Here is a 19,110-nt window from a genome sequence, read left to right as displayed (position 1 = left end):
ACTTTATGGCAGAATCAATTTTTATCCCTGAGGGAGCAACAAAAAAAGAAAAATATGAATCCATATTGCCCCAAATTGAATCTCTGATTTCCTCTGAAACGGACAGTTATGCCAATCTTGCCAATGTAACTGCTGTGCTAAAAGAGGCTTTTGATTTCTTTTGGGTTGGATTTTATTTGGTTAAAAAAGACCAGTTGGTATTAGGCCCTTTCCAGGGTCCCTTGGCATGTACAAGAATTGGGCTTGGAAAAGGTGTTTGTGGAACCGCTTGGAAGGAGGGTAAGACCCAACTGGTCCCCGATGTTGATGCTTTTCCCGGACACATTGCCTGTAGTTCCGCCTCCAAATCAGAAATCGTAGTTCCTGGGTTTAAAAATGGTCTTGTCTGGATAGTGTTGGATGTGGACAGTGACCAACTGGATGATTTTGATTTAGAAGACGCTTATTTTCTTGAAAAACTCATGGAATTGGTCAGCAAACACTGTTGAAATCCTAAAAATACATTCTTTTAATCAGACCAATTGGTAATTGGCAATTGGTAATTGGCAATTGGTAATTGGCAATTGGTAATTCCACTTGAATTTTGGAGCTTGAAGTTTGTATTTTTCCAATTCACTTGACTTCCCATTTATCAATATGTTTGGGTTCAAAAGCTATCATTTTGTCCAAAATGTCAGCAGGATTATCCCCAACAATCAATAAATCCAATTGTGCCTGGTGTAAAAACCCTTCTTTCGCAGCATGCTTTAAAAATAATAATAGACCATCATAATAGCCATTCACATTATACAGGGCCAATGGTTTCTGAATATAGGCCAATTGGTTCAAGGTCATAATTTCAAACAATTCTTCAAATGTACCTATCCCTCCTGGCATGGCAATAAATCCATCTCCTTTTTCCGCCATTAGCCATTTTCTGTCCCTCATAGTTTCCACCACAGTCAACTCTGTACATCCCCTGTGGGCAACTTCAATATCAACCAATTTCTTAGGAATTACACCAAATACTTCCATTCCTGCCCCTAGCATAGCATCTGCAATTACCCCCATCAAACCCACATTTCCAGCCCCATAAACCAAGGCTAGTTTCCTCTTGACCATTTCATTTGCCAATGCTCTGGCGGCTTCCGCATACGCTGAGTCTTTTCCTTTATTGGACCCACAGTAAACTGTAATTTTTTTCATAAAGATAAAGTTATAAAAAAAGACTGTATCATAAATGCAATTGAATCCCATAGAATTTATTTGATCTTTCTTTCAGGACATTCCAAATAAAAAAGGCCGTCTCACATTGGAGACAGCCTTTCACATTTCTTTAATTTGAATACTTTATATTGTTTTCTGATTAAGTGCATCGACCAATTCCCTTTTTAATTTCCTCTCCCTTTCTAAAGTATTTTTCCTATGTTGATCAAATTCCTCTCTCGTCTCTTCCAAATCTTTCCTGGCCTTGGAAATCACCTTATGACTTTGACTGTACTGGTAGAGGAAAAACAGGAATGCTCCCAATAAACCAAAAACGATTGTCCACATCAAACTGCTATAGGCAGATTTATGAATAGGCATACCTAAAAATGCAAAGCTGTCCCTGGCCTCTTCAGCCTTCTGCAATTGATCCTGAACTTCCTCAATTTGAGCTTCCATTTTTGCAATCTGATCCTGCTTCTGTTTTAGGTCGATACTGATATTGGCTATTTCTTCCTTAAAAACGTTCAAAGAATCTGTAACATTTTTCCTTAGTTTATCAAGATTTGATTTTTTAATTACCTTGAATTCCTGGTAATTGTTTGAAATGGAATTTATGTAATCAAACTGGCTTGATATGGTCCCGCTGTTCAAGGAACCCCCTTCTTGGGCAAATGAAGCTGTATTCAGACTAAAAAAGGTAATAATTACAACAATTAAGAGATTTTTCATTAGCAATAAGCGGGTTTTGTAATACAGAGCTATTATTTCATTTAGGTTTTTGCCTATTTTTATAAGCTTATCAATAAATATGCCTTTTTTGAATGAGATTAACAAAAATATGACTAGAAAAAATGCATTTTTTAAAGAAATAATAATAAAATTCAATTTAATGTTTATAAAAAAACAATTTTAATATTTGTAATTCAGGGAATTAACAGCAGCCCAACAATTCTATTTAAAGCATAATTTTCAGAAAAAAAACCTTAAATTCAGTCATAAAAAATCTTCCAATACAATAATGAATAATACCTTATTTTTAGAGATTGCAGATTATTTTTTTCTGATCTTCCATTCCTTTTTGATTATTTTCAATTTATTCGCATGGATTTGGATACCATTAAGAAAATGGCATCTTTTCACCATTTCTTTAACTTTTGCCTCGTGGATTATTTTGGGTATCCGTTATGGCTGGGGGTATTGTCCCTTGACTGATTGGCATTGGGAGATACTTAGGAAAAAAGGGCTGACTGATTTGCCAAATTCTTACATCAGCTATTTACTGGAAAGGCTGTTGGGCTTAAATTTTTCCACCCATTTAGTTGATTTTTTGACTTTGGGATTGGCTTTTATCGCTTTGCTTATTTCTTTATTTGTCAATTTCCGGAAAAAGAACGTCTGACTTGGATTTCTGAAAACAATGGAACTTAATCCTGTTTTTAATTTATATTTAAATCATGAGAGCTGTACTATTGATTGGGATTCTTTGTTTGATTCAATTCAATGCAGTAGCCCAATATCAAAAGATTGATAAACAAATTGAAGGAGCCCTCAAAATTTGGGAATCAGGAGATGATCTTGAGGCATATTTGATATTAAGCGAAATTATTAGAGAAAGGCCATTTTATGCGGAAGCATATTACTATAGGGCCATGGTCAGTGAAGATGCCGGAGATTTTCAGGGAGCTTTAATGGATTATAACATTCAACTGGAACTTGACCCAAACAATAAGGAAGGAACATTTGCAAGAGGGCTTTTAAGGTACAAATTACAGCTTTATGAACAGGCAAAAGCTGATTTTAAAAAGCTACTTTTCCTGCCGAAAGGTGAAACCAATACCATATTATATAAAAGGCCATCCTATCAAACCGGGATCAACAAACTTCTAACCCAACAAAGTACTCAGGATGACCTCATTTATTTTCACTTAGGTTTATGCAGTATAGGTTCAGGAGATTATGAGGATGCTATCCAAAGTTTCAATCAAGCACTTAAATTTGATCAATTCAACCCTGACTATTTACTTAATAGGGGAATAGCAAAAAAAATGGCTGGGATGACCCAATCTGCGGAAGAGGATTATTTGCTGGCTCTCGCGATTGACCCCTACCATCCTATGGGACATCAATTACTAGGAGAACTGGCAAGAGAAAGTGGAAATTTTCAAAAAGCGGAAGAATTTTATTCAAAATCAATAGAAGAAGAACCAGAATTTATTCTTCCGTATAAGCAAAGGGGATATCAACGTTTTATAGGGGGCCAATTTGAAGAGGCTTTGGAAGACTTTGAAAAAGTGATTTCACTCCAGCCCAATGATGTTGAAACACTTATTTTGAGAGGAGATGTCCAGGTAAAATTAGAGAATTGGGAATCTGCTATGGATGATTATATGAAGGTTATAGAATTGGAACCTACCCATGCTAAGGCTTATTTTGGAAAAGGAAATGTGCATTACCACAATAATGAATTTCTGGAAGCAAGTGGTGCATATACGCTGGCCATTTATTATCAGGAGGACTTTGGAGAAGCATTTTACCAAAGAGGCATTTCAAATTACAGATTGGACAAAAAAAATTTGGCATGCCAGGATTTAATGGAAGCTATACGCTTTGGTATTGATGCAGCAGAAACAGCTTTAGACAAAATTTGCCGGTAAATCCTGTTTTTTTAAAACAAGCCCCATTTATTCCAAAAAATTCATTTCCGATTTATCAATCAAAGCACTATTTGAAAGTTTAATTTTTACTAATTAATAATTTTATAATCTATTTATTAAATTATATGTATTTTTTTAATTATTTATTTACAAATATTTTAAAGAAAGGAATGTTTTATTAACTTTGAATCATCAACAAAGACAAAAGGTCTTCATACACTGTAGGATGTTGAAACTGGCAGACAAGCCCTCCTGTCTCGGGGGTGGGGATTCCAGCAGAAAGCAAACATGGAGCTCGTGTTTCGCCTAACTGCCCCGTGGAGGTTCGAATCCTTCTCCTACAGCTTAGCTATTAAAAGAAAAAAGGCAGATGGCCTTTCTCTACTCTTGAAAAATTTTATACTGTAGGATGTTGAAACTGGCAGACATGCCCTCCTGTCTCGGGGGTGGGGATTCCAGCAGAAAGCAAACATGGAGCTCGTGTTTCGCCTAACTGCCCCGTGGAGGTTCGAATCCTTCTCCTACAGCTGGTTATTTTGGGTTTATTGTTAATTGACTAAAGCTGTGAGATATTGTTTCGCAGCTTTTTTTATTGTTTAAACCCTACAAATCACTGGGTTTTACCCTTGATGCAATCAATGCAGGCCTATACGAAGCTAAAAATGTTATAGCTATTACAGCTAAACTTGTCCATAAAAAATCAGTCCAGATCATTTTTACAGGATAATTTTCAATGACCGAAGAGGCAATGCCTAAAGAAATCAATCCAAAACTATCCTGAAGCCAGACCAAAACAAATCCTAACACCAAACCAATGATCGCTCCTGTAAAAGCTATGATCCCTCCCTGTTTGACATAAATTTTCCGGACCAAATTTTCCCTGGCCCCCATGGCAAAAAGTATAGCTGTATCTTTTTTCTTTTCAATAGCCATCATGGAAAGGGAAAAGAAAATATTAAATGACGCCACAGCCAAAATAAAGGTCAAAGTGATAAATACAAAAAGCTTTTCAATTTTGATCGTTCTCAATAAACCTTCATGCTGCTCATCGGTATCCTTGACAGAGAATTTATCCCCAAGATGAGCCCTGATTCTAGATTTTACCTTTTGGATATTTTCACCCTCCTTCACTTTGATTTCCAATGAAGTCCTTTTGTTTCCGTAATTGAGTAATTGTTTAACAAACTGAATTGGCGCAATGATGTAATTGTCATCAAATTCTTTATCAACACTGAAAAATGCCGCTGGCTTTAGAAAATTCCTGCTATATAATTGATTGGGGTCAATAGTGCCTGCACTCCTTGGAGCTTTTGGATAAAAAACAGAAAGAAGTTCAAATTCATTCTCAAGATCTATGGACAAAAAGAATCCAACCCCTCTTCCAACAATGGCTTTTGGCTGCATATCGGAGCCCAAATCCAAATTACCCCATACATATCCTCTTTCAAACCTTCCATGATCCAGATAATTTTCAGAAACCCCCTTTAGTCTTGCCAAATGCTGATAATCTTTATATTTGAACAAAGCATTATCCTCAATAACTTCCGTAACAATTTCCACTCCCTCTATTTCCTGAATTGCAAGCAACCATTCGGGATCGACTGGAAATGACTTTCCCTGAACTGATTCAATTTTAAGTTCCGCATCAAACGAAGCATATAGTGACCTCACCAGGTCTTCCAGACCATTAAAAACTGAAAGCACCACTACCAAGGCCATCGTTCCCACCGCTACCCCGATCATGGATATCCGGGATAGGATAGTAATAAAATTCCGCTTCTTTTTGCTTCGGAAATATCGGGATGCTATGAAAAAAGACAGGTTCAATTTGAAATAGAAAATTAATTTTCTTCCTCCTCATCCTCTTCATCTGAAGCTTCGGGAATTTCTAATGAGGAGATTACCTTATCCATATGTTGGGCATAGGAAGCAGAATCGTCCATAAATAGAGCCAATTCTGGAATAATCCTTACACTTTTCCCTATTCTATTACCCAGATGTTTGCGAAGTTCATTCTTTTTGTCATTTATTTTATCAAACACAGGTTTATCTTTTTCGAGTAAAAAACTTAAATAAACTTTTGCCACTCCCAAATCAGGACTAACCAATACCCTTGAAACGGTAACAAAACTGTTTCCTAGCAAATGCTTTGCCTCCTTTTGAAAAATTTCTCCAATTTCTTTCTGTATAAGTTTACTGTATTTCTGTTGTCTTTTGCTTTCCATATTTGATTTTAGTTGCCACAAATTTAGTGAATTAAATGAGTAACCTTTAATTTCGTGGGTCCAGTTTGTAATACCTTAGACTCCTATAAAAATTTTGATCAGTTTTTTTAGAATAAATGATCCTTTTAGGCTATTTGCCCTACTCGGGCTGATGATTTTTCTCAGTGCTATTTATTTATGGGTTTTAAGAATTCCATTACTACAACCCGAACTTACTTGGATGCTCCTTGGGGAAAGGCTTGCAGATGGAAAGTTAATGTACAGAGATGTCCTTGACGACAGTGGGCCTTTTTCAGCAGGTGTTTATTGGCTACTTCATATGCTTTTCGGCAAGAGTTTTTTGATTTATAAAATATCTGCGGGAGTACTCATCTTTGTACAGATAATCTATCTCAACAGCCTTTTCATCAGGTACAAATCTTTTGATGAAATCACCTATATCCCAGCTTTTGTGTTGTCGATTTTGGTACATTTATCCTTTGATATCCTTACCCTGTCTCCTGCCTTAATGGGTTGTACTTTTATTGTTTTTGCACTAGGTCAACTCTTTTCCCAAACCGTGCTGCAAAAAGAAGGAGCCGACTCGGTCCTTCTTCTGGGAATTTATGGAGGTATTGCGGCATGTTTTCACTTTCCATTGATCTTTTTTTTACCCTACATGCTTTTGGCGGGAATTGTGGTCAGTGGATTTACATTAAGACAATTTTTGCTTTCTATTATTGGTTATATTATACCCCTTTTGATATGTTCTGTTTATTTTTTTTGGTTTGACTCCCTTCCTGAATTTTTGAATGAATATATTTTGACTTCCAGGTCATTGGAAGTTTACGTTCATGTTAGATTAAGAGAAATAGTACTGCTTTACTTTACTCCTTTAATGTTTGGAGTAATTGGAATATTGTACAGCACCGTTTTTAAATCATTTAATGTCAATCAGCAGAAACAAATGCAGCTGATGTTAATTTATCTGATCTTTGGGGCGGCCTCAATTTTTCTAGCAAACCGTCGGGCTCCTTACCAATGGATAATACTTATACCTGGTATAGCTTATTTTATTTCCCTGTTGTTTATTTCAATCAAAACAGGGGTTATTTTACAGGTACTGAGCACTGCCTATGTCATTCTGGTACCTTTGACTGGTTATACCTGGACATTCATCAAAACCAATAATGAGGATATTAATTCCTATATAGTCAATCAAACCGAGCAACATCAATTTACAAAAGGGAAAAAAGTTTTGGTCCTTGGGAATGACCTGGCCTATTATTTAAACGCAAAACAAGTAACCCCTTTTTTGAACTACCACTTGTCAAAGGAAATTCTTACTGACCTGGACAATTTTGAAAACCTTGCTTTTATGTATAAAAACTTTACGGAAGAAATTCCGGAAATTATCATTGACGAAGAAGGGGTATTTGCCGGTTTTCTGGAAAAGGCTCCCTTATTACAAAAAAAATATAAAAAATCCGGAAACTACTTTTTATTGGAATAATAAAATAGCTGTCCTTTATCCTTAGGACAGCTTTCCTTACTCATTAATTACAGGAAATTTTATCGACTCTTACCTGATGTCTTCCTCCTTCAAATCCTGTATTGATAAATTTCATTACCATTTTTTCGGCCAATTCATATTCAACAAATCTTGCGGGAATTGCAATTACATTGGCATTATTATGGAGCCTGGCCAAAGAAGCCACTTCTTCATTCCAACATAAAGCAGCCCTGATACATTGATGTTTGTTCGCGGTGATGGCCACCCCATTACCACTTCCACAAATCAAAATCCCCAAATCAAATTCACCCTTATCTATGGCATTACATAAAGGATGAACATGATCAGGATAATCTACAGATGCATCGCTATAGGGCCCAAAGTCCTTTACGTCAAACCCATCATTCTTAAGTTTGTCAATGAGCTTATTTTTGTAGGTAAAACCTGCATGATCCCCACCTATGGCTATCCTCTTAATCATGGTCTTTATATTTCAAATTGTCTTCTAATTCTTTTTGCGCTCTTTTCTTTTCCAATCTTTTGGCTATCTGAATTCCTGCCTCATACAATACCAAAATAGGCATAGCAATCAGAATCTGACTAATGACATCCGGAGGTGTAATAATGGCAGCCAATATCAAAATGACCACGATAGCATGCCTTCTGTAAGTTCTCAGCATTGCCGCTGTGACCAATCCCGACATGGAAAGGAAATAGATAACCACAGGAAGCTGAAACATAATTGCAGAAGCCAAGACCAACATTGTAAGTGTACTCACATAGGAGGTGATGTCAAACTCATTCAGGATAGTTGGGTCCAATTGGTAATTGGCCAAAAAATTAATCGAAAGTGGGGCAAGGATAAAATAACCAAATCCGGCTCCTGCAAAAAAGAGCAAACTTACAAAAAACACTGCTCCTCTGGCCGCTTCCCTTTCTTTCTTATATAATCCCGGACTGATAAATCTCCAGGTCTCCCAAAACAAATAAGGAAAGGCCACCACCAAACCAACAACCACAGATGAGGTCAGGTGCATGGAAAACTGTCCTGTCATTTGCCTGCTTTGAATGGTAAATGGCAGACTATCTATGCAAAGGGCAGGAACGGATAATAAATCAGAAATCTTACAAAGAGTTCTGTAGGTTATGAAATCAATTTTGGATGGTCCTAAAATGACTTTTCCAAATACAATACTTTTTGCAAGAAAGGCTGCCACGGTTAAAATTAATACCGCAGCTACAGAACGAAGCAAATGCCAGCGCAATTGCTCCAAATGGTCCAAAAAGGACATGCCCTCTTCTTCCTCTTCTTCTCTATACTGATCTAAGGCCACGCTTTCAGAAAATTTTTAATACAATGGAAACTGTACCATCCAGTTGTTGACTTCTTTTTTGATCTGACCCAATTCAGATTCATTATCATGGTTGACCAGAGCTCTGTCAATCAAGGATACAATCTTTTTCATGTCTTCTTCTTTAAGACCACGGGTAGTTACAGCTGCTGTTCCAACCCGCATGCCTGAAGTTACGAAAGGAGAGCGGGTATCAAAAGGCACCATGTTTTTGTTGATGGTAATATCCACTTTACCAAGGGTTTCTTCAGCCAGCTTTCCTGTAATATCCTTGTTCCTTAGGTCAATCAACATCATATGGTTGTCTGTTCCTCCGGAAATAATCTTATAGCCCTTTTCAATAAATGAAGATGCCATTACAGCAGCGTTTTTCTTTACCTGTAAAACATAGGCCATATATTCATCAGACAAGGCCTCTTGAAAGGCCACAGCTTTGGCTGCGATGATATGCTCCAATGGACCTCCCTGGGTACCTGGGAAAACCCCGGAATCCAACAATGAGGACATCTTTCTCAATTCTCCCTTAGGGGTTTTCAAGCCAAAAGGATTGTCAAAATCTTCCCTCATCAAAATCAGCCCACCTCTTGGACCTCTTAAGGTCTTGTGGGTCGTTGTAGTCACAATATGGCAATATTCCAATGGATCATTTAATAGCCCTCTGGCAATCAATCCTGATGGGTGTGAAATGTCTGCCAATAAAATCGCTCCTACCTGGTCTGCTATATCTCTTAATCTTTCGTAATTCCAGTCCCTACTATAAGCAGAGGCTCCACAAATCAATAACTTCGGTTTTACTTCCAGTGCTTTAGCCTCCACTTTATCATAATCAATAACACCTGTCTCTTCCTCCACCCCATAAAAATGAGGTTGATATAGCTTTCCTGAGAAATTGACAGGAGATCCATGGGTAAGGTGTCCTCCATGAGAAAGATCAAAACCTAAAATTGAATCACCGGCATTCAAACAAGCTAAAAATACAGCTGCATTGGCCTGAGCCCCGGAATGAGGTTGAACATTTGCCCAAGTTGCCCCGAAAAGCTCTTTTGCCCTGTCAATTGCCAATTGCTCAACCTGATCAACTATCTCACAACCCCCATAGTAACGTTTACCTGGAAGTCCTTCTGCATATTTATTGGTCAAAACACTTCCTGCAGCCTCCATCACCTGCTTGCTTGCGAAATTCTCTGAAGCAATCAATTCAATGCCTACTTTCTGACGGTTTTCTTCATTTGCAATAAGGTCAAAAATGACTTGGTCTCTTTTCATGTGGGATTTGTATTAAGTGCCCAAAAATAGTTTGATTCAATGGATTATCCAATTGAATCTTTTAGGTAAATAAGGGATTTTTGAATTAATCCAACCTGGGTAAGCTTAGCTTATACTTTACTGCAACTAACCGGATTGAAATTATGACAGATATGGAAACCAACATATTGTAGTCTCTTTCCAAACCCAAATAATCCAGAAGCAAATAAAGAATTGCCCCGGTCAAACATGCTGAAGCATAAATTTCTTTACTGAAAAGCACGGGGATCTGATTGACCAAAGTATCCCTGATGACACCTCCCATTACCGCAGTAAACATACCCATTATGGCCGCAATTTCTGGCCTAACGCCTAATGAAAGCGCTTTTTCGACCCCTAATACGGTAAAAAATCCTATACCTAATGTATCGAATAAAAAAAAAGTCTTTCTCAATTTCAAAAGGAATCTAGGGAAAACAAAAGCAGCCAATACTCCCAGAAGAATCGCATATAAAAAATTCACATCCCCTATCCAAACCAAAGGATAAGAACCTAACAGCACATCCCTTAACGTTCCTCCACCAATGGCAGTAATAAAACCGGTAAAGCCTGCCCCAAATAAGTCGTGCTCTTTATCCCTTACAGCCAATGCACCGGATATGGCAAAAACCAAGGTTCCAACTAGTTCAAGGGGATATTGTAAGTCCATGTTGAAATTTTAAATGACCAATTTCCAATTTTAAATTTCCAATTGATCATTGTTAATTAGTAATTGATAATTTTCACTGAAAGCTTTCTCTCAAATACTTCGCTGTAAAATTCCCCTCCGCTTCCATTAAAGCCTCCGGGGTCCCTTCAAAGGTAATATTCCCACCATTTTCTCCTCCCTCAGGCCCAAGGTCTATGACCCAATCTGATGCCTTTATGACTTCGGTATTGTGCTCAATAATGATCACGGAATGGCCCTGTTCAATCAGTGCGTTGATGGAATGAAGAAGTTTTTTGATATCATGAAAATGGAGACCTGTGGTCGGTTCGTCAAAAATGAACAACACGTGATCTCCGGGCTTTGTACCCCCTTTTACAAGGAAAGATGCCAATTTTACCCTTTGGGCCTCTCCTCCGGATAGTGTATTTGAAGATTGACCCATACCTATATACCCTAATCCCACTTCCTGTAAAGGCTGAAGTTTATTGATAATCGCCGGCTTACCTTTGAAAAAATCCATCGCTTCATCAATGGTCATATCCAGAATTTCCGAAATATCTTTGTCTTTAAATTTAATATCAAGAATTTCATTTTTAAACCTTTTCCCTTTACATGATTCACAGGTTAGATGGATATCTGCCATAAATTGCATTTCCACTGTGACAGTTCCTTCTCCCTGACAGGCTTCACATCTTCCTCCATCTACGTTGAAACTAAAAAATGCAGGTTTATAACCCCTTTGCTTGGCCAAAGTTTGGTCTGCATACAAGGTCCTAATAGCATCATAGGCCTTGACATAGGTTACTGGATTGGAACGTGATGATTTACCAATTGGATTTTGGTCAACAAATTCCACTTGCGTGATTTTCTTATAATCACCTTCCAGTTTATCAAATTTTCCTGTTTCATCAATGACGGTACCAAGCATTTTCCCTAGTGCAGGATAAAGTACCTTTTTGATCAAGGTTGATTTCCCCGAGCCACTTACCCCAGAGATTACTGTCAAGGTATGTAAGGGGAATTTGACGCTTAGGTTCTTGAGATTATTTTCCCTTGCTCCTTTAATTACTATGCTGTCCCGCCATTTCCTGTTTTGCTTTTTATCCTGGATTTTTTCTTCTCCTTTTAGGTATTTTGCCGTATAACTATTGCCCCTGAACATCATCTCCTCTAAGTTCCCCTGAAAAACCAATTCCCCTCCCAAAACTCCCGCATCCGGACCGATATCAATAATCTGATCTGCGGCTTTCATGATTTTTTCTTCATGTTCTACTACAATAACCGTATTACCCAAATCCCTAAGGGATTTCAAGACTTCTATCAGCCGGTCAGAATCTCTGGGATGTAAACCAATACTAGGTTCATCAAGAATATACATAGAACCAACAAGGGCAGAGCCCAAAGATGTCGCCAGTTTGATCCTCTGGTATTCACCTCCAGATAGGGTGGAAGTCAGTCTGTTTAATGTCAAATATCCCAACCCCACTTTATCAATATATTCCAGGCGATTTAGAATTTCTTTCAAAAGACGGTTTGCTACTTTTTTCTCATTGTCCAAGAGTTCGAGTTCCTGGAAAAACCTAAAGGCCTTATCAATTGGCATCAAAACAATATCTGTGATGGATTTACCTCCTAATTTCACATAAGAGGCATCTTTTCTCAATCTTGTCCCTTTACAATCCGGACAGGTGGTTCTGCCCCTAAACCTCGACAACATGACCCGATATTGAATTTTATGTGTCTTGGTCTCTAAATCTGCAAAGAATTCATTCAATCCTTTAAAATGGGAATTGCCTGTCCAAAGGAGTTCCTTTTCCGAATCACTTAGGTCTTCATAGGCCCTGTGGATTGGAAAATCAAAGTAAATTCCTTTTTTCAATAGCGGTTCCAGCCATTTTCCAGAAGTCTCTCCTCTCCATGGCGCAATGGCCCCCTCATATACTGAGAGACTCTTATCGGGTATCACCAAATCAGGATCAATTCCCAAAACTGAACCAAAACCCTCACAGGTTTTACAGGCTCCATAGGGGTTGTTGAAACTGAAAAAATTAACAGAAGGCAGCTCAAAACTCATTCCGTCCAACTCAAACCTGTCAGAAAATGTACGTTTATCCTTTCCAGGAATCAATACCGTACAATCTCCGTGCCCCTCAAAAAAGGCCGTCTGTACTGAATCTGCTATCCTGAAAATATTGTCTTCATCCTGATGCCGGATGGAGGCACGGTCAATCAAAATTTCAAAATCACCACTTGGAAGAACTTCAGATCCGACCATGTCTTCCACAAAATAAGGATCCCCTTCCACCAAAATTCTTGTAAATCCCTTTTGAAGCAACAGTTCTAGTTCCTGATTCATTGACCTTCCTTTCATGAGATGAAGTGGACAGGTAATCATGACTTTATCATCTTCGTCAAACTCATGGATAAAATCTACCACATCCGTTACGCTGTGGTGCTTTACCTCCTCACCACTAACCGGTGAAATGGTTTTTCCAATCCTACTGAACAATAACTTCAGGTAATCATATATCTCTGTAGTGGTCCCAACCGTAGACCTTGGATTTTTGGTGGTAACTTTCTGTTGAATGGCTATTGCCGGAGAAACCCCTTTGATATACTCCACATCAGGCTTCTCCATCCTTCCCAAAAACTGCCTGGCATAGGAACTTAGACTTTCAACATACATTCTCTGCCCTTCAGCAAAAAGGGTGTCGAAAGCCAGCGAGGATTTCCCTGAACCTGAAAGACCGGTTATGACAATTAATTTATTTCTGGGAATTGCTACGCTTAGGTTTTTCAGGTTATTCACCCTAGCGTTTTTGATGATGATAAATTCCTTTGGGTCAAGGTTATCTATGGATGGTAAGGTCATTTCTTCAGTCAAACTCATAAACGGCAAAGATACCCATTCAACCGCTCAAATGATAATTTGTTGGAAATATTAAGTCTCAATCTTCCAAATAATATAGGCATAAACAAAAAACCTAAGGATCCTCCATAAGCTGTACAAGAGATATTCTCTTCGTGACATCCCGCCTGCACCTCCAAGGAGTGCTATGGCTGAAAAAGGGATTGGGCTAACACTGGCCACAACTACTAAATAAGATCCATATTTTGAAAACATGGATCTGTACTTTGACATATACTTATTTTTACTTTGCATAAAGGAACTGTGGTGATTGATCAATTGACCAATCGTAAAATTGAAAAATCCCGCACAATAGGAAATTACTGAGAGTATTCCGATGCTTGTAAAATAGGGGCCTATCCAACCTGTTTCCAAAGACCAAAGCATGAAAACTTCAGGTGGAACAATGCCAAATAGGATCTCTGAACCAACAAAAACCGTCATGACCAACTTGGGGTTATTGTAAATTGATCCGAACCATTCCAACCTTTGTTCCTCTGTAAAATTTTGTCGAATCAAAAAAAACAAGGCCACCAATATCCCCAAATAAAGAAGGCCTTTGAGTATGTTTTCAATTAGGAACTTTCCTTTCTCACCTATCAATGGCTTTTTCACCGCTGTTCTTTTTAAAGATTGTACTTCGAGGCAACTATTTGTAAAATTAATTGCTGAACTTAGTTATTCCATCTAACGCTACAATTAAATTTTGGACAAAAAAATACAATTGGGTCTGAAAGAAAACTGGAAACAGTTTACACTCCTGGTCATAATCAATGCGTTCGTTGGGGGGATGGTGGGACTGGAGCGAAGTATTCTCCCACAGATCGCCGAAGTGGAATTTGCCATAGCGGCGAAAACCGCCATCTTGTCATTTATCATTGTATTCGGCATAGTCAAAGCCTTCACCAATTACTTCGCAGGGGCATTCGCCAATAAAATTGGCAGAAAAAATCTGTTGATAATAGGTTGGCTGTTTGGACTTCCTGTTCCTTTTATCCTCATGTATGCCCCAAGCTGGGATTGGATTGTCGCTGCCAATTTACTCCTGGGCATCAATCAGGGTCTGGCTTGGAGCAGTACTGTAGTGATGAAAATTGATCTGGTAGGAGAAAAGCAAAGAGGTTTTGCCATGGGGCTAAATGAGTTTGCAGGTTACCTCGCTGTGGCAGTCGTAGCTTTCCTGACAGGCTATATTGCAGGCGAACAAGGCTTAAGGCCTTATCCCTTCATTTTGGGAATTGCATTGGCTGTTTTGGGTTTGCTGGGCACTGTGTTTCTGATCAAGGACACCAGAAAACATGTAGCAGCAGAAAACACCATCTCTGAAGTACCGAAATTGAGGAATATCTTTTGGGAAACAACCTGGAAACACCCCAATTTGGGTTCTGTCACACAGGCAGGCTTGGTGAACAACCTAAATGATGGAATGGCTTGGGGGATTTTTCCCATACTTCTTGCCAGTAAAGGGTTCAATTTAGAACAAATAGGCATTGTCACAGCAGTTTACCCTGCAGTATGGGGTACTGGACAATTGTTTACCGGTCGGATGGCAGACATCTTTATTAAAAAGCATTTGCTATTTATTGGGATGACCCTTCAGGGCATCGCTTTGATTTTATTCCTATTTGCCCATTCTATGATACATTATTTGGCTCTTTCTGCTGTATTAGGTTGGGGTACTGCAATGGTATATCCAACTTTCCTTGCCACTGTGGCAGAAAATACACATCCCAATGACAGAGCTAAGAGCATTGGGGTTTTTCGGCTTTGGAGGGATCTGGGTTATGCTTTAGGAGCTATTTTAACAGGATTAATTGCAGATATAGTAGGAATAGATGCTTCTATCGCTTTCATTGGAGGCCTAACTTTGGTATCTGCAATAATCATTGCTATAAGAATGGAAAAAAAACGAGTGTAGAAACTGTTCCCTGATAAAGACTTATTCAATTGTTATCCCTTTTTTGACACTTGAAAAAGGACCATCTAATTCTTTCCCATCTCTCCTCATCAATTTTACTGTCAGCAAATAATCCCCTTTTGGCAAATTAGTCACTCTTACGGGAGTGACCTGTCGTAATTCATAATGAAATTCATTTAACTGAATATCCACTTTCAATTTATCCAAATCTATATCTCCACCGACTACAAGAAAATCAATGGTAACTTCCTCCTGTTCTTTAAACTTCTGATTGTTTAGAGGCATATTCAAAACAATATAGGGTTCTGCCTGGTAAGGGAAAGGACGGGTATCCCCTACCATAAAATCCCTATCCACAAAGTTGCCGAATTCCTTTAAAGCCAACCCTTCAGCATCAACCAAATAGGCTACCGCCCGATAGGTACCTTCATTAAGGTCTCTTTGGAAAATAGGAGAATTATACCCAACCGGATCGCCGGAATTCAGAATCATGTTCAATTGAAAACCGCTTAGTCCGGCATCAAAGGGGTAATTCTTTATATTAAACTCGAAAGGAACTTTGCCGGGCCTAAAAATCTGATTTCCCAATGGACTGTACATCTCAATAATCGCATCAGGATAATCATTTTTTTCTTCATAAATGAAAAAACTGATTTCCGGCTTTTGATTTTGTAGACTATCCTCGCTTTGGGTAAGAATCACCATCTCATCTCTTTTTTCCCTAGGGCTATCACAACTCCAGACAAGAAAAAAGGAAAACAGGAAAATCAATAAACAGGAATTCTTCATAGGGTTTAAAGGCTAGAAAGCTAAATTATTTAAATTTATGTGAAAATGACTTACCTTTCAGGATAATTTAATTCCAAATATGACTGAGATTTTATATGATGAAATTCCATCTCTGGATTTATCCGACTTCACTTCCGGGGATAAGGAAAAAAAATCGGCTTTTGTGAAAAAGTTGGGAGATGCATACCAAAATATTGGTTTTGTAGCTATTAAAAATCATGGACTGAGCAAAGACCTGCAGGATAAACTGTATGCAGTTATCAAAAAATTCTTTGATTTGCCAGATGCTGTGAAAACAAAATATGAAAAACCCGAAATCGGCTTCCAAAGGGGCTATACCGGAAAAGGTAAGGAACATGCCAAGGGAAGAAATACCGGAGATCTGAAGGAGTTTTACCATGTTGGACAGGAACTCACAACCATCCCCGATTCTGATCCAATCAAATCAGAATATCCTGAAAATATCTGGCCTGATGAAATTCCCGAATTCGAATCCATTGCCCTGGAAGTTTACAGAACTTTAGAAAATGCCGGCAAAAATATGCTCCGGGCAATTGCCCTGCATCTTGGTCTTGATGAAGAATATTTTGAGGACAAAGTGGTTTACGGCAATTCAATCCTAAGACAGATTCATTATTTCCCCATCGAAAATCCGGATTCTGTACCCGCTGATGCAGTTCGTGCTGCGGAACACGGAGACATCAACCTGATCACCCTGCTCATGGGCGCCTCAGCTGACGGTTTGCAAGTACTGAGAAGAGATGGCAAATGGATCCCCATTACGGCTCTTCCCGATCAATTAGTGGTAAACGTGGGGGATATGTTGGAAAGGCTGACAAACAAAAAACTCAAATCCACCATCCATCGTGTCGTAAACCCTCCAAGGGAACTGATGCATACCAGTAGGTACTCTATCCCCTTTTTCATGCACCCAAGGTCGGAAATGGATCTGACCTGCCTGGACAACTGTATTGATGAGAATAATCCGAAGCAATTCGAGGATGCTACCGCAGGGGAATTCCTGGAAGAGCGGTTAAGAGAATTGGGACTTAAAAAATAAATGGTGTCAGTCCGGAAAGTTCGATATTACCTCTACCTGAAGGATGTATTGCTGCTTTCTGTTACTGCATTTGGCGGCCCTCAAGTCTTTCTCGCCATGGTGCTGGACCTTATGGTGAGAAAGCGGGCCTATATAAAGGAAGAAGAACTCTGGGAGTTGAATGCACTTTGCCTAATCCTTCCAGGACCTACCTCTACCCAGACTATTTCAGCCATAGGTTACCGTATAGGAGGACCGAACTTGGCCTATCTATCACTTTTTGTCTGGATTTTGCCCGCTACCGTTTTGATGATAGCAGCAGCTTTTTTGATTGATTTTCTTCAGGAAAACACGCCTGGTGCTTTAAACTTTGCAAAGTTTATACAACCCATGGCTATTGGTTTCATCATCTATGCCGCACAAAAGACCATATTTAAAATGGTAAAAACACCTGAAGCAACTGTCCTCATGATGTTTTCTGCTTTTGTGTCATTTTTTTACAATTCCCCCTTTGTATTCCCATTGCTGCTTGTGGTAGGAGGAGTCAGTACCTCCTTGAAATTTAGGGAACAACCTAAGGATGAAGGGGATAAAAAACTGGTGATTTCCTGGTCCAATTTTTTCTTATGGGGAGGCGTCTTAGTGGTTGCTGCTGTTGTAGGAGCCATTACCAAAAACCAATCTGTTCTTTTATTCGAAAATTTTTACCGTAATGGTTCCTTGATTTTCGGAGGTGGACAGGTACTCGTCCCTTATCTTTACACGGAATTTGTTGAATTCAAAAAGTTCCTTTCCTCTCAGGAGTTTTTAACTGGATACGGAATCTCACAAGGTATTCCTGGACCTACTTTTAGTATTAGCTCTTATGTAGGTGCATTATCCATGAGAGAATATGGTATCCCAGGTTTACTTACCGGAGGCTTTATTGCAGCTGCAGGTATATTCCTTCCCGGCACTTTCCTAATTTTCTTTGTAATAAGGTTTTGGGATCAATTAAAAAAATACCGGCCGGTAAAAGCAGCTTTGGAAGGAATCAATGCCGTAAGCTGTGGTATGTTGATTGCGGCTGCCTATCTCCTCTTTGAACCCTTAGATGCCAACTTGTTCAATATTTTGGCAATTTTCGGAACTTATTTGTTACTCCAATTTTCCAAGTTAAGTTCTCCGGTAATTATTATTATCGGTATTGTGGCAGGAATAGTTTACAATTGGATCTTTTAGTTTAGGGAATTCAAACCATCTCAATATTCTTTACCAACCAATTTTTGGAATTTTTGTTACCATTTCGCATTTTAGCGGTCCGTAAATGGGATCTTAGCTCAGTTGGTTTAGAGCGCTGCCTTGACAGGGCAGAGGTCATGGGTTCGAATCCCCTAGATCCCACTTTTTTTAAGATCCAATATTTTAATTCCTAAACCTAAATAATTAACCTAAACCTTCCTAGCTTTCAAAAAAACTACCCCAACTAAGTCGGTTTAGAGCGTCCCGACGGAGGTCGGGAAGGTCATGGGCCTGTCTACTGACAGGTAGATTCGAATCCCCTAGATCCCACTTTTTTTAAGATCCAATATTTTAATTCCTAAACCTAAAT

General features: G+C 38.7%; 18 protein-coding genes and 1 tRNA gene. 8 read left to right on the top strand and 11 right to left on the bottom strand.

Annotated elements, in window-relative coordinates; translation table 11 throughout:
• The first annotated feature begins 5 nt into the window (after positions 1 to 5).
• Complete coding sequence (locus ACFSKV_RS01080) at positions 6 to 488, top strand: GAF domain-containing protein (RefSeq protein ID WP_380799715.1); 483 nt, start codon at positions 6 to 8, stop codon at positions 486 to 488.
• 124 nt (positions 489 to 612) lie between these two features.
• Here the strand turns inward: ACFSKV_RS01080 and ACFSKV_RS01075 are convergent, their stop codons facing one another.
• Both ACFSKV_RS01075 and ACFSKV_RS01070 read right to left on the bottom strand, forming a co-directional pair.
• Entirely contained in the window at positions 613 to 1,185 is a 573-nt protein-coding gene (locus ACFSKV_RS01075) for an LOG family protein (protein ID WP_380799713.1), read from the bottom strand.
• Positions 1,186 to 1,329: 144 nt separating this feature from the next.
• Positions 1,330 to 1,917, bottom strand: a complete 588-nt coding sequence (locus ACFSKV_RS01070; protein WP_380799711.1) for a coiled-coil domain-containing protein — start codon at positions 1,915 to 1,917, stop codon at positions 1,330 to 1,332.
• A gap of 289 nt (positions 1,918 to 2,206) precedes the next feature.
• Between ACFSKV_RS01070 and ACFSKV_RS01065 the strand changes: the two genes are divergently transcribed.
• Complete coding sequence (locus ACFSKV_RS01065) at positions 2,207 to 2,587, top strand: DUF2784 domain-containing protein (RefSeq protein WP_380799710.1); 381 nt, start codon at positions 2,207 to 2,209, stop codon at positions 2,585 to 2,587.
• A gap of 55 nt (positions 2,588 to 2,642) precedes the next feature.
• Positions 2,643 to 3,842 carry a tetratricopeptide repeat protein gene (locus ACFSKV_RS01060; RefSeq protein ID WP_380799709.1) on the top strand — a complete coding sequence of 400 codons (1,200 nt, stop codon included), beginning with the start codon at positions 2,643 to 2,645 and terminating at the stop codon, positions 3,840 to 3,842.
• 603 nt (positions 3,843 to 4,445) lie between these two features.
• On the opposite strand, the gene ACFSKV_RS01055 is transcribed toward ACFSKV_RS01060, so the two are convergent.
• Together ACFSKV_RS01055 and rbfA are read right to left on the bottom strand one after the other, a co-directional pair.
• Entirely contained in the window at positions 4,446 to 5,669 is a 1,224-nt protein-coding gene (locus ACFSKV_RS01055; RefSeq protein WP_380799708.1) for an ABC transporter permease, read from the bottom strand.
• A 14-nt stretch (positions 5,670 to 5,683) separates the two neighbouring features.
• Complete coding sequence (gene rbfA / locus ACFSKV_RS01050) at positions 5,684 to 6,067, bottom strand: 30S ribosome-binding factor RbfA (protein WP_380799707.1); 384 nt, start codon at positions 6,065 to 6,067, stop codon at positions 5,684 to 5,686.
• A gap of 94 nt (positions 6,068 to 6,161) precedes the next feature.
• Here rbfA and ACFSKV_RS01045 point away from each other — a divergent pair, with 94 nt between their 5' ends.
• The gene (locus ACFSKV_RS01045; RefSeq protein WP_380799706.1) at positions 6,162 to 7,559 is read left to right on the top strand and encodes a hypothetical protein; all 1,398 of its coding nucleotides are present in this window, start codon (positions 6,162 to 6,164) and stop codon (positions 7,557 to 7,559) included.
• Positions 7,560 to 7,602: 43 nt separating this feature from the next.
• Here the strand turns inward: ACFSKV_RS01045 and rpiB are convergent, their stop codons facing one another.
• The 6 genes from rpiB to ACFSKV_RS01015 form a co-directional block, all read right to left on the bottom strand.
• Entirely contained in the window at positions 7,603 to 8,040 is a 438-nt protein-coding gene (rpiB, locus tag ACFSKV_RS01040) for a ribose 5-phosphate isomerase B (RefSeq protein ID WP_380799704.1), read from the bottom strand.
• Positions 8,033 to 8,893: a twin-arginine translocase subunit TatC gene (gene tatC / locus ACFSKV_RS01035; protein ID WP_380799703.1), complete on the bottom strand. Its 861-nt coding sequence runs from the start codon at positions 8,891 to 8,893 to the stop codon at positions 8,033 to 8,035. Before tatC ends, rpiB begins: the two co-directional genes overlap by 8 nt.
• Positions 8,894 to 8,908: 15 nt before the next feature.
• Positions 8,909 to 10,177 carry a serine hydroxymethyltransferase gene (locus ACFSKV_RS01030; protein WP_380799701.1) on the bottom strand — a complete coding sequence of 423 codons (1,269 nt, stop codon included), beginning with the start codon at positions 10,175 to 10,177 and terminating at the stop codon, positions 8,909 to 8,911.
• An 85-nt stretch (positions 10,178 to 10,262) separates the two neighbouring features.
• Positions 10,263 to 10,865, bottom strand: a complete 603-nt coding sequence (locus ACFSKV_RS01025) for a trimeric intracellular cation channel family protein (RefSeq protein ID WP_380799699.1) — start codon at positions 10,863 to 10,865, stop codon at positions 10,263 to 10,265.
• 73 nt (positions 10,866 to 10,938) lie between these two features.
• Complete coding sequence (gene uvrA, locus ACFSKV_RS01020) at positions 10,939 to 13,755, bottom strand: excinuclease ABC subunit UvrA (protein WP_380799698.1); 2,817 nt, start codon at positions 13,753 to 13,755, stop codon at positions 10,939 to 10,941.
• 51 nt (positions 13,756 to 13,806) lie between these two features.
• Complete coding sequence (locus ACFSKV_RS01015; protein ID WP_380799696.1) at positions 13,807 to 14,388, bottom strand: VTT domain-containing protein; 582 nt, start codon at positions 14,386 to 14,388, stop codon at positions 13,807 to 13,809.
• Positions 14,389 to 14,479: 91 nt separating this feature from the next.
• Between ACFSKV_RS01015 and ACFSKV_RS01010 the strand changes: the two genes are divergently transcribed.
• On the top strand, positions 14,480 to 15,691 hold the full coding sequence (locus ACFSKV_RS01010; RefSeq protein WP_380799695.1) for an MFS transporter: 1,212 nt from the start codon (positions 14,480 to 14,482) through the stop codon (positions 15,689 to 15,691).
• A 21-nt stretch (positions 15,692 to 15,712) separates the two neighbouring features.
• Here ACFSKV_RS01010 and ACFSKV_RS01005 read toward each other — a convergent pair whose 3' ends face one another.
• Positions 15,713 to 16,480 carry a hypothetical protein gene (locus tag ACFSKV_RS01005; RefSeq protein ID WP_380799694.1) on the bottom strand — a complete coding sequence of 256 codons (768 nt, stop codon included), beginning with the start codon at positions 16,478 to 16,480 and terminating at the stop codon, positions 15,713 to 15,715.
• A 79-nt stretch (positions 16,481 to 16,559) separates the two neighbouring features.
• On the opposite strand from ACFSKV_RS01005, the gene ACFSKV_RS01000 reads away from it, so the two are divergent.
• From ACFSKV_RS01000 to ACFSKV_RS00990, 3 genes are all read left to right on the top strand, one after another.
• Positions 16,560 to 17,540 (top strand): isopenicillin N synthase family dioxygenase, encoded by a 981-nt coding sequence (locus ACFSKV_RS01000; protein WP_380799692.1) that lies wholly within the window; start codon positions 16,560 to 16,562, stop codon positions 17,538 to 17,540.
• Positions 17,541 to 17,543: 3 nt separating this feature from the next.
• Positions 17,544 to 18,740 (top strand): chromate efflux transporter, encoded by a 1,197-nt coding sequence (chrA, locus tag ACFSKV_RS00995; RefSeq protein ID WP_380799847.1) that lies wholly within the window; start codon positions 17,544 to 17,546, stop codon positions 18,738 to 18,740.
• Positions 18,741 to 18,827: 87 nt separating this feature from the next.
• A tRNA-Val gene (locus ACFSKV_RS00990) sits at positions 18,828 to 18,902 on the top strand.
• The last annotated feature ends 208 nt before the right edge of the window (positions 18,903 to 19,110 follow it).

It is taken from the genome of Shivajiella indica, assembly GCF_042683085.1.
Classification (GTDB): domain Bacteria; phylum Bacteroidota; class Bacteroidia; order Cytophagales; family Cyclobacteriaceae; genus Shivajiella; species Shivajiella indica.
The sequence above is the reverse complement of the archived record's forward strand: the minus strand, read 5'-3'. Positions and strand labels throughout refer to the sequence as shown.

Coding starts and splice junctions, on each gene's coding strand:
- ACFSKV_RS01080 (WP_380799715.1), top strand. CDS start 6: ATGGCAGAATCAATTTTTATCCCTGAGGGAGCAACAAAAAAAGAAAAA.
- ACFSKV_RS01075 (WP_380799713.1), bottom strand. CDS start 1,185: ATGAAAAAAATTACAGTTTACTGTGGGTCCAATAAAGGAAAAGACTCA.
- ACFSKV_RS01070 (WP_380799711.1), bottom strand. CDS start 1,917: ATGAAAAATCTCTTAATTGTTGTAATTATTACCTTTTTTAGTCTGAAT.
- ACFSKV_RS01065 (WP_380799710.1), top strand. CDS start 2,207: ATGAATAATACCTTATTTTTAGAGATTGCAGATTATTTTTTTCTGATC.
- ACFSKV_RS01060 (WP_380799709.1), top strand. CDS start 2,643: ATGAGAGCTGTACTATTGATTGGGATTCTTTGTTTGATTCAATTCAAT.
- rbfA (WP_380799707.1), bottom strand. CDS start 6,067: ATGGAAAGCAAAAGACAACAGAAATACAGTAAACTTATACAGAAAGAA.
- rpiB (WP_380799704.1), bottom strand. CDS start 8,040: ATGATTAAGAGGATAGCCATAGGTGGGGATCATGCAGGTTTTACCTAC.
- ACFSKV_RS01030 (WP_380799701.1), bottom strand. CDS start 10,177: ATGAAAAGAGACCAAGTCATTTTTGACCTTATTGCAAATGAAGAAAAC.
- ACFSKV_RS01025 (WP_380799699.1), bottom strand. CDS start 10,865: ATGGACTTACAATATCCCCTTGAACTAGTTGGAACCTTGGTTTTTGCC.
- uvrA (WP_380799698.1), bottom strand. CDS start 13,755: ATGAGTTTGACTGAAGAAATGACCTTACCATCCATAGATAACCTTGAC.
- ACFSKV_RS01005 (WP_380799694.1), bottom strand. CDS start 16,480: ATGAAGAATTCCTGTTTATTGATTTTCCTGTTTTCCTTTTTTCTTGTC.
- ACFSKV_RS01000 (WP_380799692.1), top strand. CDS start 16,560: ATGACTGAGATTTTATATGATGAAATTCCATCTCTGGATTTATCCGAC.